16 protein-coding genes are annotated in these 17,267 nt (G+C 43.7%); 11 read left to right on the top strand and 5 right to left on the bottom strand.

The window, feature by feature from the left end; translation table 11 throughout:
- Nucleotides 1–5 precede the first annotated feature (5 nt).
- The 5 genes from MHB41_RS16505 to kduI form a co-directional block, all read right to left on the bottom strand.
- Entirely contained in the window at nt 6–1,151 is a 1,146-nt protein-coding gene (locus tag MHB41_RS16505; protein ID WP_101676540.1) for a Ger(x)C family spore germination protein, read from the bottom strand.
- Nucleotides 1,148–2,248 carry a GerAB/ArcD/ProY family transporter gene (locus MHB41_RS16500; RefSeq protein WP_101676539.1) on the bottom strand — a complete coding sequence of 367 codons (1,101 nt, stop codon included), beginning with the start codon at nt 2,246–2,248 and terminating at the stop codon, nt 1,148–1,150. Before MHB41_RS16500 ends, MHB41_RS16505 begins: the two co-directional genes overlap by 4 nt.
- Before the next feature lie 3 nt (nt 2,249–2,251).
- Entirely contained in the window at nt 2,252–3,718 is a 1,467-nt protein-coding gene (locus MHB41_RS16495; RefSeq protein ID WP_101676538.1) for a spore germination protein, read from the bottom strand.
- 102 nt (nt 3,719–3,820) lie between these two features.
- Entirely contained in the window at nt 3,821–4,591 is a 771-nt protein-coding gene (gene kduD, locus MHB41_RS16490) for a 2-dehydro-3-deoxy-D-gluconate 5-dehydrogenase KduD (RefSeq protein WP_180951402.1), read from the bottom strand.
- Between the two features lie 8 nt (nt 4,592–4,599).
- Nucleotides 4,600–5,427 carry a 5-dehydro-4-deoxy-D-glucuronate isomerase gene (gene kduI / locus MHB41_RS16485; protein WP_041115552.1) on the bottom strand — a complete coding sequence of 276 codons (828 nt, stop codon included), beginning with the start codon at nt 5,425–5,427 and terminating at the stop codon, nt 4,600–4,602.
- 258 nt (nt 5,428–5,685) lie between these two features.
- Between kduI and MHB41_RS16480 the strand changes: the two genes are divergently transcribed.
- The 11 genes from MHB41_RS16480 (at nt 5,686) to manA (ending at nt 17,181) form a co-directional block, all read left to right on the top strand.
- On the top strand, nt 5,686–6,696 hold the full coding sequence (locus tag MHB41_RS16480; protein ID WP_101676536.1) for a LacI family DNA-binding transcriptional regulator: 1,011 nt from the start codon (nt 5,686–5,688) through the stop codon (nt 6,694–6,696).
- Nucleotides 6,697–6,782: 86 nt separating this feature from the next.
- On the top strand, nt 6,783–7,799 hold the full coding sequence (locus MHB41_RS16475) for a sugar kinase (RefSeq protein WP_340899866.1): 1,017 nt from the start codon (nt 6,783–6,785) through the stop codon (nt 7,797–7,799).
- The gene (locus MHB41_RS16470; protein ID WP_101676535.1) at nt 7,771–8,370 is read left to right on the top strand and encodes a bifunctional 4-hydroxy-2-oxoglutarate aldolase/2-dehydro-3-deoxy-phosphogluconate aldolase; all 600 of its coding nucleotides are present in this window, start codon (nt 7,771–7,773) and stop codon (nt 8,368–8,370) included. The genes MHB41_RS16475 and MHB41_RS16470 overlap by 29 nt, the downstream gene beginning before the upstream one ends.
- A 121-nt stretch (nt 8,371–8,491) precedes the next feature.
- A complete protein-coding gene (locus tag MHB41_RS16465) occupies nt 8,492–8,947 on the top strand; it encodes a GNAT family N-acetyltransferase (protein WP_024423655.1) in 456 nt (151 codons plus the stop codon).
- A 68-nt stretch (nt 8,948–9,015) separates the two neighbouring features.
- Nucleotides 9,016–10,017, top strand: coding sequence for a sugar-binding protein (locus MHB41_RS16460; protein WP_101676534.1), 1,002 nt, complete (start codon nt 9,016–9,018; stop codon nt 10,015–10,017).
- Nucleotides 10,014–11,456, top strand: coding sequence for a sensor histidine kinase (locus MHB41_RS16455; protein ID WP_217008707.1), 1,443 nt, complete (start codon nt 10,014–10,016; stop codon nt 11,454–11,456). The genes MHB41_RS16460 and MHB41_RS16455 overlap by 4 nt, the downstream gene beginning before the upstream one ends.
- The gene (locus tag MHB41_RS16450) at nt 11,450–12,868 is read left to right on the top strand and encodes a response regulator (RefSeq protein WP_101676532.1); all 1,419 of its coding nucleotides are present in this window, start codon (nt 11,450–11,452) and stop codon (nt 12,866–12,868) included. Before MHB41_RS16455 ends, MHB41_RS16450 begins: the two co-directional genes overlap by 7 nt.
- A 103-nt stretch (nt 12,869–12,971) precedes the next feature.
- A complete protein-coding gene (locus MHB41_RS16445; RefSeq protein WP_101676531.1) occupies nt 12,972–14,237 on the top strand; it encodes an ABC transporter substrate-binding protein in 1,266 nt (421 codons plus the stop codon).
- Nucleotides 14,238–14,293: 56 nt separating this feature from the next.
- The gene (locus tag MHB41_RS16440) at nt 14,294–15,265 is read left to right on the top strand and encodes a sugar ABC transporter permease (RefSeq protein WP_101676530.1); all 972 of its coding nucleotides are present in this window, start codon (nt 14,294–14,296) and stop codon (nt 15,263–15,265) included.
- Nucleotides 15,262–16,083 carry a carbohydrate ABC transporter permease gene (locus MHB41_RS16435; RefSeq protein ID WP_024426281.1) on the top strand — a complete coding sequence of 274 codons (822 nt, stop codon included), beginning with the start codon at nt 15,262–15,264 and terminating at the stop codon, nt 16,081–16,083. The genes MHB41_RS16440 and MHB41_RS16435 overlap by 4 nt, the downstream gene beginning before the upstream one ends.
- A gap of 147 nt (nt 16,084–16,230) precedes the next feature.
- Complete coding sequence (gene manA, locus MHB41_RS16430; protein WP_340899875.1) at nt 16,231–17,181, top strand: mannose-6-phosphate isomerase, class I; 951 nt, start codon at nt 16,231–16,233, stop codon at nt 17,179–17,181.
- Nucleotides 17,182–17,267 lie beyond the last annotated feature (86 nt).

Genomic DNA, 17,267 nt, shown 5'->3' with positions numbered 1-17,267 from the left:
TTGTATTACCATTTGAAGCTTTTCGTTGCACCTTCTGCACCAAAGTTCAAGATGCTCACTTTGATGTCATACGTTATGTCTGCTTCTTGAAATAGTTTGTCCCATTCATCTCGATGCTGATCCCAATATTCAGGATACTTAATACGAAACTGCCGGCTAAAAAAAATAGGATCAACACCTACTTCATGTTGCATATGACTGACCGTTTTTTGTATGCGCTCTTTAATTTTATGAGAAAAAATCTTCTCAAATCGTTTAATGTACTGTTCATCGTATGAGTTTTCCGGGGGATATTGATCCTCTGACAATTTTCCATTTGTTTGTACACTAACGTTAAATGAAACCTTTCCGTCTTTCAGGTAGGGTTCAATCTTGGTTTTGGCTTTCTTAATTTCATACGTAATCGGAAAGCCTTTATAGGTGGCAGGTACAACGCCGCCTGAGATACGGTCCATCACCCAGTTTAAATATTGTACATCCTGTGCAGAGATGAAACCGATCAGCTTTCTTGTTTTTCCGTGAATGATACCTGCCCCATCATAAATAAGTTCACCGTCTACCGCATCTACACTTTGTACAAGGAAGCTAATGCCCATCTGAAAATAATCAGATGCCCGGCCAATACGTGTTGGCAGTGCGATCTTCCCGTTAAAGCTTCGGTTTTTGGATGTTTCGAAGATATGTTCAACCGGAACCTTTTGCTGTGATTTCAATTTTTGATTGATGACTTTTGACGCTTCACCTCGTGACACGAGGAGATAGCTGCTGCGCCGAACCTCATCATCTCGAATAAAATGATTGAGTGTTCCTTGAATATCGTGATGCTCCGCCTGGGTTTTGCCGAACAAGAAGATTTTCAGGTGATCACTATAGATCGGCGGGTCCTTCAAGGCGACATTACTGACAGCCTCCAGCACATTTTTTCCCTTCGAGACGACATTCACATAGCCGGGAGAATCGGCTTCTTGTGTTCCGCCTGTTTTCGGTACAAGGTTTTGATAGGTCAGCTTAACTCCATTCTCATCTTGTTCATCAATGCCAACACCGCGTACAAACGATAGTTTTTCAATATCCTTTAAGTCCCAGCAGCCTGCTGATAGAAGGAAAAGAAAGCAGGATAAAAAGAATAAAAGTACACGTCTTCCTCTCATGCAGAACGACCTCCCCATTTTTTGCGTATCATCAGCAGGACAGCTGTAATAAAAGGAATGGCTAAAACCGCGAACAATGCGTAGCCAAGTAAAGTAGAGTAGTAAAAGACTTCATTGATATTTTTAGGAAAAAGTGAGAGTGCTGATGTAATCAAAAATAGCACCCATAGCAGTCTCGTTAAGTTGGTTGTTTTAAAAACGGTGAAGCAGCCTTTAATCGCAAACTGGAAAAAGCCCAGCATACAAATGAACTGCTGACACGTCCAAATTGTCAGTAAGAAAATATCAAATCGTTCGATAAACACCCCTTCAAGTTCAAGCGCTTGAATGAGGGAAACTGTCGGCCAGGTGAGAGATTTCGTTTCTCCGACGGTCATGGAGCCAATCACAATAAAAAGTGTGAGCGAGTACACGATAGACGTAATGCCAACGCCAATGGCAGCTGCCCATTTTGCCTTCGACCATTTGTCTTTATAAATGAGCGGTACAACAAATAAAATCACTTCAAAGCCTGTAAATTGAATAAAGGTTTGTGAGAACAGCTTACTAAAATCTTTAAAACCATGCGCCATCACAGGACGTAAATAATCAAAATCAAATATCTTTAAACAAAACAGCATGAGCGCTATGTAAATGATCATGGTGATCGGATAAATATAGGTCACCATTTTGACAACTGGAAAGATACCGCTTTTTAAATGATAAATCGCCACGAGTAGAAAAATCATCACAATCACTGCCATGGGAGTTGATTGCAGGAGGAAAAATTGGACCACCTCGCCGAGAACACGTGCCTCAAAGCCGACAATGCCTAGTAAATAGGCGATCAGCATTAAATTAAAGATCGTGCCAAAGAATGCCCCTGCTCCTTTTGTATTTGACTCAAAAATGGTGTCTGGCGCATTCTTTTCGGCAATCCACCCCAACAAAAAAGCAACGAAAGCAAAGATGACTCCCTGTATTAATACAATGATCCAGCCATCAGGAGATCCTGAATTGGCAGAACTGCGTGGAATGGTTAAAATTCCAGCGCCTATCATTGTAGAGCTGCACAGAATGGTGACTTGTAACAATGATAGCTTCTCAGGTCTGTACATCGTTTAATCTCCTTGTCTTTTGAGATTTTTTATTTTTGCTGTTTTCGGTCTGGATTTAAATAGCCCGATTGGTAAACGAACGTACGTATCCTTTAAATCTGAAAACGGTGAAGACAACACTGGTGTGAAATAGTCAAAACCAAAGGTTTTTAACTGCATCAGGTGACAAAGCACAAATAAATAACACATGATTAAGCCGTATAATCCAAATAATGCTGAACTAAAAATGGCCATAAACCGCAAAATACGCAGTGGGAAACTAAAGTCATATGACGGTGCTGTGAAATCAGCCAGTGCGGTCAGCGACACAATAATGACCATTAAGGCACTGACGATATTGGCTTGGACCGCTGCCTGACCAATAATCACGCCGCCAATGAGCCCAATTGTCTGTCCGATGGCTCTTGGAAGCCGAAGTCCAGCTTCCCGCAGCAGCTCTATCGTAAAAGACATGAGAATCGCCTCGACAACAGGAGGGAAGGGGACATTCTGCCTGCTGCCTGCGATGGTGAGTGCCATTCTTGTCGGTAATAAACCGGGATGATAAGAGACAAGTGCAATGTAAAGCCCGGGTAAAAAAATCGTGAGCAGCACGGCAATATAACGAAGTAAACGCAAAAGAGTCGCGCTTGTCCACCTTTGATAATAATCCTCCGGAGATTGCATTAAAGCTGTAAGTGTCATAGGTAAAATAAGGGCAAAAGGAGTCCCATCGAGCAAAACGGAGACTTTTCCTTCAAGTACAGAAGCAATCACCCGGTCAGGACGTTCTGTGTTTTGAATCTGTGGAAAAATGGAGGTATGACTGTCCTCAATCAGCTGTTCAATATAGCCGGTTTCAGGAATGTCATCCATTTTGATTTTCATCATACGTGATAGAACATCTTCTACTAGTTTAGGATCAGCAATATCGCGAACATACACAAGAGCAGCGGACTTTTTATTGCGAGTACCGATACTCACCTTTTGAATCACAAGATGAGGGTCGTTTGCCCGTTCACGAAGTAAAGCCGTGTTTTTTTCAAGATTCTCAATAAATCCGATCCGCGGTCCTCTTACAAGAACTTCAGATTGCGGCTCTTCTACTTCTCTAAATTGAAAAAGATTCGTATGGAGCGCAAGCGCTTGAGCCGCTCCATCTACAAATAAAATAGCCTTGCCGCTATATAACTGCTCGATGGCAAGGTTCATATCATCCAGCACATCATTTTGAATGCCAAAGAACGTTTTTGAAAGGGAGGGAAGTGTAGTAGAACCAACCTCAGTGATGTCGAGTTCCTTTTGCATTGGTGAAATGATTTGCTTAGAAAGCATCTCAAATTCTGTGAGTCCTTCAACGTACACGAGACATGCAGAAATAGTGGAAGGACCAAATGAAAAAGAGTGGAACACGATATCATCACTTCTTCCGGCAAAGCTTTTGACACGCTTAATGACGGACGCTATATCTTGTTCAATACGACTTTTCATAATACCTCACCCTCATCACATGTTTTTTATAGAGTGACTCGGAAGGTGGAGAATTATACAAATAGAAAAAAGAGAATCCCGGATAGGAATTCTCTCGTTTGTTTATCTTGCAAGCCATCCGCCATCAACAGCTAAAATGTGGCCGTTCATATAATCAGAAGCTGGTGAGCTAAGGAAAACAGCAGCACCGGCTAGATCCTCAGGCTTTCCCCAGCGCCCGGCGGGAATTCGTTTCAGAATCTCTTCATTTCGATTTTCATCGTCACGAATGGCTTGTGTGTTATTAGTCGCAATATACCCAGGCGCAATCGCATTCACTTGAATATGCTGGCTTGCCCATTCGTTGGCAAAAGCTTTCGTCAGCCCAGCGACAGCATGCTTACTTGCTGTATAAGCAGGGACAAAAACGCCGCCTTGAAACGATAGAAGGGAGGCGATATTGACGATTTTCCCTTGCCCATTTTTCAGCATCTGCTGCCCAACCTTTTGCGTGAGGAAAAAGAGACTGTTGATATTCACATCCATGACCGTATGCCAATCTTCCTCTGAATAGTGAGCCGCCTGCTCTCTTTTAATGGTTCCAGCATTATTGATTAAAATATCAATCGTATGCTTCTTTAATATGGCATCGACAGCCTGCTTTGCAGACTGAAGATTAGAAAAGTCAACCTGAACCGCATGAAATGATCGGCCTGCCTGTTCGACAAGCGCCTTTGTTTCTTCAAGCGGTGTGTGATGGTACGTACCGATGATATCTGCACCTGATTTGGCAAGCGCCACGGCAATGCCTTGCCCAATGCCGGTTCCAGGACCTGTCACAAGGGCTGTTTTTCCTTCAAGGGAGAAGAGGGACGCTGCATATGAAGTTGTCATCACCCTCGTTACCTCAGCTGATCCATTGGGACAAAGTCCATATCTTTGAACGTATAGTTTTCGCCCGCCATTGCCCAAATAAATGAATAATTCGCTGTTCCTGAGCCTGAATGAATGGACCAGGCAGGTGAAATGACTGCTTCCTCATTTGCCACCACAAGATGTCTCGTTTCAGATGGCTCCCCCATAAAATGAAAGACCCGTGCATCCTCTTCGATATCAAGATATAAGTACACTTCCATCCGGCGATCATGAATATGAGCAGGCATCGTGTTCCATGTATTATTGGTTTCAAGCTGAGTGATGCCCATCATGAGCTGACAGCTTTGGATGCCGTCTGCATGGATGACTTGATACAGGTTTCGTACGTTGGAAGCAGCTGCTTCCCCTAAGTGGTTTGGTGTTAATTCAGCGATGGCTGCTTTTTGCGTAGGGTACGCCCTGTGAGCCGTGGCTGATACTAAATAGAACTTGGCCTGCTCGCCTGATGAACTAGCGAACTGTACATCTTCGTGACCAAGGCCAATATATAAGAAATCTTTATGCTCCAGCACAAAGGCCTCACCATCAACAGTGACCGTTCCTTGTCCGCCGACATTCACAATCCCGATTTCTCGTCTTTCAAGAAAATACTCCGTCCGTAAAAAGTCTCCGGCATCTAGTGTGATCGGCTCTGCTGCCGGCATCGCTCCGCCAATCACCACGCGGTCCTCATGCGAGTAATAGAGCTTTAATTCACCACTGACAAACAGCGTAGGAATATGAAAATGACGACGAAGTTCCTCTGTTGTAAAACGTTTGACCTGCTCAGGATGTACAGCATAACGATTTTCCATTTGGATAAGCCTCCCTTTCCATCTGAAACAAATATTGATATTTATTTGGTATCGGTTTCAAGGAAAATTTTAGAGGAAAAAGAGAGCGTCGTCAACCGTTATTTTGAAATCGCTTTCTTTTCCTCTAATTAGACAAATTATTTCTATCATCATGCAAAAAAATCTTCTGAAATGCATTCAATTATGATATGCTCTTTTTAAGTTTATTTGAAATCGGTTTCGAACCTAATGAGAAGATCAATTGTGGGAGTTTTTTGAATGAAAGAGAAAAAGCCAACGAAAGTGACCATTAACGAAGTTGCAGCTTATGCAGGGGTCTCGAAATCAACTGTATCCAGATATATCAATGGCAGAACAAATGAAATTTCTTCAGAAAAGGTAAAAAAAATCAAGAAAGCCATTGAGGAACTCCATTATCGTCCTAGTCAGCTCGCTCAAGGATTGAAAGTCAGAAAAAGCAAGGTCATTGGGTTTATTGTAGCCGACATTACGAATCCATTCTCTGTGGCAACACTTCGCGGGGTCGAAGAGATTTGTGATGAATATGGATACAGCATCATGGTGTGCAACACAGATAATCGTCCAGAAAAAGAACGAGAAATGCTCCTAAAGCTGAATGCACATTATATTGAAGGGCTCATCATCAATACGACAGGACAGAACAATGACATTCTGGAGGATTTTAAGAAAAACGGTGTACCGATTGTTCTTGTAGACCGGAAGCTGCCTGAACTGAAAGTCGACACAGTGACCACGAACAACCGTGATATCACCATCCGGCTGCTTCAACAAATGTATGAGAAAGGCTATGATCACATCGCTTTCTTTACTGAGCCTGTCGATGGAATCAGCCCTCGTGAAGAACGAAAGGAAGCATATGAACAGACAGCTTTGAGTAAACATAAGAAGCCGATCATTGCAGAAATTGATTTAAAGCAAAAGGAACAAATGCGCGAAGAGATTGTCCGTTTTTTACAATCAAACGAACAGAAAAAAGCGATTTTAGCCGGTAATGGTTTACTCATGCTGAAGCTGATTAGTGAACTTGTAGAGCTTGGGGTGAAGATTCCTAAAGAGATAGGCATTGCAGGGTTTGATGATACAGAATGGTATAAGCTGATTGGACCTGGAATCACAACGGTCGCCCAGCCATCTCATGAAATGGGGAAAGCAGCCATGCAAAAAATCAAGACGCGGCTAGAAGGGGATGAAAGTGCGCCCCAAACGATTCAGCTTGATGGAGAAATCATAGTAAGGAAATCTTTATAAATGATAGGCAGAGAAGAGTATACATACGTGCATGCTCTCTCTTTTTCAACTGATTTGAAACCGGTACCAAGAAAGGGGAGAAATGGGTGAAAGCGTTGGATGCGGTCACATTTGGGGAATCAATGGCGATGTTTTATGCAAAAGAAGTTGGAGAGCTTCATCAAGTGCATACATTTCAAAAGGCGCTTGCTGGTGCAGAGAGTAACGTGGCTGTCGGCTTGGCGCGGCTGGGCTTTCATGTGGGATGGATGAGCAAAGTCGGAGCAGATTCACTTGGCACATTCATTTTAGAAGAGCTTCAAAAAGAAGGGGTCGATACAAGTGCAGTGCTCCGTTCAAATGATGGATCTCAAACGGGAATCTTACTTAAATCAAAAGTGAAGGAAGGAGACCCTGACGTCACGTATTATCGGAAAGGATCTGCTGCGAGCACAATGAGTCCAAGCGACTTTCCCGCCGCTTATTTCAAACAGGCAGGCCACCTTCATATGACTGGTATTCCGCCTGCCCTATCCAGTGAAATGAGAACGTTTTCTTTTCGTGCTCTTCAAGAAATGAAGGAAGCGGGCAAAACCATTTCATTTGATCCAAACCTACGGCTTCAGCTATGGGAAGAGGAGGAAGATATGATTCAGACGGTGAATCATATCGCCTCGCAAGCGGATTGGTTTTTTCCAGGGCTTGCAGAAGGGCAAAGGCTCACGGGTTGTCACGAGCCAGAAGAGATTGCAGATGTTTATTTGAAAAAAGGTGTCAAGCTAGTGGTCATTAAGCTAGGGGCAGAAGGTGCCTTTTATAAAAGTGCAGCCGGTCAGGGGATTGTGAATGGATTTTATGTGCAGGATGTCGTAGACACAGTTGGAGCTGGTGATGGATTTGCAGTGGGGGTCATCAGCGGCTTGCTTGACGGCTTATCACATGAAAAATCCGTGACAAGAGGCAATGCGGTCGGGGCACTTGCAGTGATGTCACCTGGCGATAAGGACGGACTGCCTACCCGGAAGGAGCTTCAGGCTTTTATGAAAGAAGCCAAGCGATATCAAAGGCGGGAGTACATGAAAGGGGATGAGAGATATGGAAAAGTCAGCAAGTTTGAGCGTTAAAAAGCAGCTAGCGTCTTGTAAATTAATTGCAGTGGTAAGAGCAGGTAGTGAAGCAGAAGGCATTGAAATGATTGAGCGTTTAAAGAAAAAAGGGGTTCGTGCCATTGAAGTAACGTATACTACGCCAAATGCTGAACGCATCATCGCATCCTTCCAGAAGCAGCAGGACCTGATTGTAGGAGCGGGAACAATTACGACGCTGGAGCAGGCGCAATCAGCCATTGAGGCAGGTTCACAGTTTATCGTCAGTCCAGGATACCTTCCTATGATTGGAGAACATCTTTCATTTTACGACACACTCTATGTACCAGGGGTTCTCACCCCGAGTGAAATCATGCAGGCAAAAGCAGATGGATATAGCTTGCTCAAGCTTTTTCCGAGCGGCTCTTTCGGTTTATCCTATATGAAAAACTTACAAGGTCCATTTCCAGAGATTGAATTTATCCCTACGGGCGGCATTCATCCAGCTGATGTTCCAAAGTGGCTCAAAGCAGGCGCGGTGGCTGTTGGTGTCGGAAGTCAGCTTGAAAGCAGTACAGCAGAGGAATTACAAGCCGTTCTTTCTTCATAAATACTTGTCAAACGAACAAACAACTGGCTCGTTGATGCCGGTTGTTTGTTCGTTTATCTGACATAACAGCAGATAAAATTTCAACTCTTCACGTACAATGATCGTGAAGGAGTGATTGAAAATGTACATTCTACAAGATGAACTCACGGATGGACGAATTGACCAGCTGATTACCGCACATATAGAAGAGATGAAGGAGCATTCGCCGCCAGAAAGCATTCATGCCCTTCCATTAACTGATTTAAAAAAACAGGATGTCACCGTGTGGAGTGTGCGAGATGGAGAGGAGCTTCTTGGCTGCGGAGCGTTAAAGGAACTGTCAAGTGAACATGGGGAAATCAAATCGATGAGAACCGCAGCCCTCCATATGCGAAAAGGTGTAGCGAGATATATGCTGAATCATCTTCTCCAAGAGGCAAAACGGCGCGGCTACACACGTGTCAGCTTAGAGACAGGGGCAATGGCTTTCTTTGAACCAGCAAGAAAACTATATGAAAGTGCTGGGTTTCAGTATTGTCCGCCTTTTGGTACATATCAAGAAGATCCAAACAGTTTATTTATGACAAAGGAATTATAGAGGTCAAGAGAGTATGCTTATAAGCAGCTCTTTTTTTATGCGGAAATAGTGGGAAGGAGGAGGACACGGTGAAATTATCTAAGTGGATCGGAATAAGCGCATTTCTCATATTTTGTGCGGTATCTGTCATCTTCTTAACGTTATTAGGTCAAGATTTCTTTAAAATTGAAAGCGCTTCCGATAAAGCGGAGTCAACGTATCAATATCATTTTGTTCTTATACCGGAGGAACTTGATAATGAATATTGGCAGCTTGTACAAAAGGGAGCTGCGGATGCGGCAGACGTTCATCACGTTTATCTAGAATATTTGGGCCCAAAGCAAGCGGATGTAGACGATCATCTGAAAACCATTGATATGGCAATCGCTGGACATGTTGATGGCATTATGACGCAGGGACTTGATGCGAAAAAATACAAACCGCTTTTTCAGAAGGCGAGGGAAAAGGGAATTGATGTTGTCACCGTTGATACAGATGCAGAGGGGAGCAAGCGTCAAGTGTATGTAGGGACGGACAATTACTATTCAGGCTTTATCGCAGGACAGGCACTCATCGTAGATACAAAAGGTGAACAGTATGTAGGAATTGTCACAGGCAGGCTGGATGCCATTCATCAAAAGCTGCGTGTCAAAGGCTTTCGAGATGCCGTCTCTGCTGAAAAACGCATTCATATTGCTGGGATAGAAGAATCAGCCATTACGAAGTCAGGTGCTTCAGGTGCCGCTTATAAATTATTAAACGATCATGCGAAGCTCACCGCATTTTATGGTACAAGTGCATTAGATGGCGCAGGCATTATTCAAGCAATCGCACAGTATCGATCAACCACTGATTTTTATGTGCTTGCATTTGACACATTGCCTGATACGATTCAGGCGCTTGATGATGGAACAATTGATGCCGTGGTCGTACAGCATCCTTATGAAATGGGCTATCAAGCGGTTGAATCGCTTGTTCGTTTGCAGAAAGGTGAAAAAGAAGAACCGCTTCAGTACACGGGAACGAGTGTGATCCGGCGCGGGGATCTGCCTCTTCAGCAAACAGACAGAAAGCAGGGGGTGCAGCCATGAGAAGGATTCGAAGTAAGCTGTTATTGGCATTTTTAATCCTTGTGCTTCTTGGCAACGTAGCCGCTTTTTTTGTCTACTGGAGCAGTTCAAAAATCACATTAGAATATAGCCGGAGCTTTCGTTCTTTTCTCCTGCTCAATGATATATCGACAGAGGCGAAAACGATGTATGAAAAGGTCAATGCCTATGCCATTGAAAAGGAACGGAAGTTTGCCAAAGAATATCTTACGTCAAAACAGAAAATGAAATCATACGATCAAGCGCTGCGAAAGGATGCCGGTCTTCATGCGGCAATTCCTTCTATTGAAAAATATCAATATATGATGCGGACGCTCATCAATGAAAGTGATGCGACCATGACACATGTAAAAGAAGGGAAAATCGAAGAATATGCTGCAAGTGTGAAGGAAGTGAGAACCGTCTCTTCCTATATACAAGAGCAGACGATGACTCTGCTTGATGATGAATTATCTGAGTATCAGATACTCTATCAATCTCTTCAAAAAAGGCATCAAACCTATGCGCTCTTTACCTTATGCCTGTTTACGTTATCAATCGGGGTCGCCTTATGGATGGCGTATATGATTGCTGGCGGGATCTCAAGACCCATCGTTCATCTGTCCCGAAGCGTAAAAGAAGTATCAGAAGGACATTTTGATGGAGCGAATTTGCATGTCACCTCAAAGGATGAAATCTCTGTTTTAAATGAAGCCTTTCAGCGAATGCGACAAGAGATGAAAATGATGATTGAAGAGATCAAACAAAAGGCAGCATTGGATCAAAAAATCAAAGATATGAAGCTAAAAACGCTGCAAAACCAAATGAATCCGCATTTTTTATTTAACACATTAAACATCGTTTCACGTATGGCTTACTTAGAATCAGCAGAAGCCACATCGAGGTTGATTCAATCCGTTTCCACGCTGATGCGGTATTCGCTGTCTGCTCTTAGTACATCCGTTACATTGGAACAAGAAGTGAAAGTGGTGAAAGAGTATTTTCATATACAAGAAACGAGATTTGCCGATCGTATTACGTGCAAAACGTCCATCGATGAATCGTGCTTATCTGTGCATATCCCAAGTCTAACCTTACAGCCGCTTGTCGAAAATGCCTTTATTCATGGCGTCGAGCCAAAGGAGGAAGAGGGACTTGTCGAGCTCTCGATCTATGAAGAAGGCGGCTATGTGATGATTCGGATTCGGGACAATGGGATGGGCATCAATGAACAGGAGAAAAGAAGATTGCTGTCAGAAAAAGAAGAGGAAGATCCGAACATACTGAGTAAAGGCCACTCGACAGGAATCGGTCTTCGAAATGTAATGTCAAGACTGCGCTTGTTTTACGGGGTGCAAGATGCCCTTCAAATTGATTCAAAGCCAAACGAAGGCACCACCATACAATTGGCTATTCCGATGAAGGAGGGACCGGCATGCTGAACGTGCTGATTGTCGATGATGAAAAAATAGAACGGCTAGCGATGCGGAAGTTCTTAACCGAATGGCTTCCAGAGTGTCATATAGCAGGAGAAGCGGAAAATGGAAAGAAGGCGGTTGAATTCGTGCGATCTGAGTCCATTCATCTTGTGCTCATGGATATTCAGATGCCTGGCATGGATGGACTGACAGCGATCAAACAGATCAAAGCAATCAGTCCTCATACAAAATTCATTATGCTGACAGCCTACGATACATTCGATTATGCCAAGCAAGCGATGCAGGAAGGGGTGAAACAATACCTCGTCAAACCAGCTGACAAAGATGAAACCATCGCAGCCATTCGATTTGTAGCAGCAGAGATTCAGCAGGAGGCGACTCTGCGGCAGGCGGCAGCGGCCGATCAGCAGTCAAAGTGGCTTGAAGCGCATGTCATGAACGGTCAATCTTATACATCCATGGAGTTTCAACAACTATTCTCCGAATATGAAGCAGGTCTTATCATCGCTGTGCAGCGGACAGAAGGAGATCAGCTGTTGATCGATTTACAGAAATCAGCACGATTTCATACAGTACCGATTCAGATGGGAAGTGAACTATTTACATGCCTCATTTATAGTCATCAAGGATCAGGTCAGCTAAAGGCAGAGGTGCTGCAAGCCATTCGAGCTGCCATGACAAACGGTCAGCCTTCACCTGTCGTTGGCATAGGGCACCCAGTCTCAAACCCGCTTCATCTTCAGAAAAGTGCAGCAGAGGCGAAGCTTTCCTATTATCAGCGAAAAAAGAGTGGCGGCGTTGTTCGTTATGGCTTTTACCAAACAGAGGTGAAGCCCGGTCCATTGATTTATCTGCCGGAGCTTGCAGACAGCATGATGCAGGCGCTCGAGGAAGGGAGAAGAGAGGATGCGCTGGCTTTATTTGATGCCTTTCAATTAGAGGGGGCGACGATTTCACAGGTAAAAGAACTGCTGATTCTCTTCAAATCACGCCTCCGTACAGACCTATCGATATTGACAATCAGCACCGCAGCTGAATGCCGCCAATGCTGTGAACACCTATTTGATGTGTATGAAGCGAGAACCCAGACCATCAATGACATCGAGCGGGCAAAACGTTACATCAAAACATATTATTGTGAACAGATCACGCTTGAGCAAACGGCTGCTTATGTTGATTTAAGTCCCACCTATTTCACAAAACGATTTAAAGACGAGACGGGTCTGACATTTAAAGAGTATGTGACAGCCTGCCGGCTGGATAAAATCAAAAAGCTCCTCAAAGACAGCACGCTTAGCTTAAAAGAAATTACCTTTCAGGCAGGATATACAGATCCTAATTACGTCAGCCGTGTGTTTAAGAAGATGGTCGGCTGTTCACCGAAGGAATATCGAAAACAGGCCATAAAAAAATGAAGAATTTCATAAAAAAGTGAAGAAGTTTGCCTGAAAAAAAGCAAGGATCTGCCATTATACTTATTTTGATAACGCTTACAAAATGGGGATAGGGGGATCAATTATGAAGTTCAAATTAGGCTTTACACTGCTGGCACTCTGTATGCTTATCGTCACTGCCTGCAGCTCATCGACGAACTCAGAGGCAAAAAAAGAAGGCGGAGCGGAAAAACTCGAAATTTTCTCTTGGTGGACAGGAGCTGGTGAGGAAGACGGGCTGAAGGCACTCATTCAATTGTTTGAAGAGGAGAATAAAGACATTCCAATTGAAAATGCAGCCGTCGCAGGTGGTGCTGGTACGAATGCAAAGGCTGTCCTGACTAGCCGTATGCAGGGAAATGATCCGCCTGCTACGTTTCAAGTGCATGGCGGGGCGGAGCTGAATGAGAGCTGGGTCGCGGCAGGCAAAATGGAGCCTCTGGATGATTTATATGAAAAAGAAGGCTGGAAAGATAAATTTCCAGAATCACTGATTGACCTTGTCAGCAAAGATGGGAAAATCTATTCCGTGCCAGTGAACATTCACAGGGGCAATGTGCTTTGGTATAACAAGAAAGTATTTGATGATGCAGGCTTAGAGCCGCCAACGACATTTGATGAATTTTTCAAAACAGCAGATGCATTAAAGAAAAAAGGAATCACACCACTTGCACTTGGAGATAAGGAGCCTTGGGCAGCGACTCATTTGTTTGAAAGTGTTTTGCTGGGAGTATTAGGTGCAGATGGTTATCAAAAACTTTGGGCTGGCGACATGAAAATGGATGACCCGAAAGTGAAGGAAGCGGCAGACATCTTTGGACGTATGCTCGAATACGTCAATGACGATCACAGTTCACGTAACTGGCAGGATGCCTCACAGCTCGTGGCAAAAGGAGAAGCGGCAATGAATGTCATGGGCGACTGGGCGAAGGGGTACTTTGTGAATGATCTTGATTTGAAGGTGAATCAAGACTTTGGATACGCGGCGACTCCTGGAACGGAAGGAAGCTTTATGGTGATCACCGATACATTTGGACTGCCAAAGGGTGTGAAACAGCCAGAAAACGTGAAGAAATTCTTATCCGTTTTAGGATCTGTGGAAGGACAGGATGCGTTTAATCCGCTAAAAGGATCGATTCCAGCACGTGTGGATGCAGATGTATCAAAATATGATGAATACGGAAAATCGGCGATGAAGGCATTTAAAGAGTCAAAACTGGCGCCGTCTCTTGCTCATGGCTCAGCTGCTGAAGAAGGGTTTGTGACAAAAGCGAATCAAGCCGTCAATATCTTCGTGACACAAAAAGACAGCAGTCAGTTTGTTTCATCATTAAAAGATGCAATGAAATAAAGACGAAGGAGGCGGCGGCTAGGCACCGCCTCTTTTTTAGAAAGGAGTGCAGTTTCATGCGCATAGACACATCGCCGATGACAAAAATACCTGTGCCCAAAGTTAAACGTATGCGGAAAAAATGGAATGGAGACCAGCTGCTGGCGCTGCTCTTTTTAGCCCCGTCAGCGGTTTTATTATTCATCTTTGTTTACGGTTTTATTGGCTGGACAGGATATGTGTCATTATCAAACTGGACCACACTTGTTCCTGATTTCTCTTTCGCAGGTCTTCGCAATTATGTCATGCTGTTTCAAGATTTCCGCTTTCAATCAGATCTTCGAAACACGGTCTTTTTCACTTTATTTTTTATTGGAGCGGTCATTGTCTCTGGTCTCGCACTTGCGATTTTACTAGACCAGAAGATCAAGGGGGAATCTCTTTTTCGGAATTTATTCTTCTTTCCGATGGCCCTTTCCTTCGTTGTCACAGGAGTCGTATGGCAATGGATTTTAAACCCGTCAACTGGGGTGAATTTATTTTTGAAAACGCTTGGTATCCAGCCTAAGTGGTATACGGATACGAACATATTGGCCGGATTTGTCTGGGGGAAAATTGAGTTTGGTGTACCTGCGGCCATGATTGCTGTTGTGATTGCAGCTGTTTGGCAAATGACAGGCTTCTCTCTGGCGATGTATTTGGCGGGGCTACGAGGAATTCCAGAGGAAGTAAGAGAGGCTGCTAGAATGGATGGCGCAACGGAGTGGCAGATTTACTGGAAAATCATTTTCCCTCTTTTAAAACCGATTACTGCAAGTGTTGTCATCATCATGGCTCACATTTCTTTAAAGATCTTCGATTTGATTTACTCGATGACAGGGCCGGGTGCGAACTTTGTCACGGATGTTCCGGGCGTGTATATGTTTGAAATGACCTTTAGAGGAAACCATTATGCAGGCGGTGCCGCCATTGCGGTTGTCATGCTGATCTCTGTTGCGGTCTTTATCGTGCCATATCTCCTGTCGAGCCGGAAGGGGGCTTCATCATGACAGCCAGATGGTTTGTCCGTCCAGTTCTTTATGCTTTATTGATTTTGTGCAGTCTCTTTTTTCTGATGCCTGTTTATGTCATGCTCGTCACAAGCTTGAAGCCATTAGGTGAAGTCACCCTTGAGCGAATGTGGTCGCTGCCATCTACTATCGATTTTTCAAGCTATCAAATCGCGTTTGAAAAGCTGGCGCCCAATTTAATGAATTCTCTTTATCTTGTTATTCCTGCTACTTTACTGTCAGCTGTATTAGGTGCAATGAATGGCTATGTATTATCAAAATGGCGCTTCAAAGGATCAGAAGTCGTCTTTACGCTGATGCTGTTTGGGATGTTTATTCCATATCAAAGTATTCTAATTCCACTTATTCAATTTTTGCGTGAAGTCGGATTGTATAATTCAATTCCAGGGCTTGTGCTTGTCCATGTCGTATACGGACTTCCGATCACAACACTCATGTTTCGAAATTTCTATGTGAGCATCCCAGATGAAATGATAGAATCTGCGAAAATGGATGGTGCAGGGTTTATCGGGATTTTCAGACATATGATTCTTCCGCTTTCGATCACAGGATTTGTTGTGGTGGCCATTTGGCAGTTCACAAATGTGTGGAATGAATTCTTATTTGCGGTCACGATGACCACTGCGGAGCATCAGCCGGTGATGGTTGCCTTGCAAAATCTATCAGGCAGTCAAATTGTGCAATGGAACGTCCAAATGGCAGGGGCGATATTGGCTGCGCTGCCGACACTACTCGTCTATATTCTTCTTGGAAAATACTTTGTCAAAGGGCTTCTTGCTGGCTCTGTCAAAGGGTAAAATATTTTTTGTGTTATCGTTTTCATTCGGTGTACTGAAAGGATTGACTTCTCTTTAGATAGCGTCATAATAAAAGTTGAGACTTACTAGTTTTCATCAAGCTAGGTAAGGATTATCAAAGGGTAGCAAAGGGAGGAGTCATCCTGAATGAAGCAGTCACCAATTTTTTTACTGCCTGAATTGAAGGAGAGAATATGGGGAGGTACAGCCTTAAGGGATCAATTTGGCTATGATATTCCTTCTGATCAAACGGGAGAATGCTGGGCAATTTCTGCTCATCCAAACGGACCAAGTGTCGTACAAGACGGTCCATATAAAGGGAAAACGCTGATCGAACTCTGGGACAATCATAGAGAATTGTTCGGGGGGATAGAAGGCGACCGCTTCCCGCTGTTAACTAAAATATTAGATGCAAACCAAGACTTATCCGTTCAAGTGCATCCAGATGATGATTATGCGGAAAGACATGAAAATGGCGAGCTTGGAAAAACAGAGTGCTGGTATATCATTGACTGCGAAGAAGGAGCAGAAATGATCTATGGGCACAATGCAAGAACAAGAACTGAGCTTGTCACCATGATGAATAGCGGAGATTGGGAAGGTCTTTTGCGGCGGGTGAAGATTAAGCCTGGTGATTTTTATTATGTGCCAAGCGGTACCATCCATGCGCTTTGCGAAGGAACGCTTGTCCTTGAAACGCAGCAAAGCTCAGATACAACCTATCGCGTATATGATTATGAACGAAAAGACCAAGATGGCAACGAACGTGAACTTCATTTTGCGCAAGCGATTGATGTCACAACAGTTCCTCATGTAGACGGGTATGCAGATGAATCAGTTGAAACACGCCGGGGAGTGACCATTCGTACATTTGTCGAAGCAGAATATTTCTCTGTGTATAAATGGGAAATTGATCAAAAAGTAGAGCTTTCGCAGGATTATCCGTTTTTGCTATGCAGTGTGATTCATGGAGAAGGTTCTTTACAGCATGACGGACACACATATCCACTGCCAAAGGGCGCTCATTTTATTTTGCCGGCTGAAACAGGAAGCTTCTCAATTGAAGGATCTTGTGAACTGATTGTGTCGCATATATAAGGAAAAGAGGACTTCGAGGGGTCCTCTATTTTTCTATTGCATAAATGACTTGAAAGAGTACTTGTTTTTGTCGATAAAGAGATTAG

Origin of the sequence: Bacillus sp. FSL H7-0578, from assembly GCF_038630855.1 — a bacterium.
Classification (GTDB): Bacteria; Bacillota; Bacilli; order Bacillales; family Bacillaceae; genus Bacillus; species Bacillus safensis.
The sequence above is the reverse complement of the archived record's forward strand: the minus strand, read 5'-3'. Positions and strand labels throughout refer to the sequence as shown.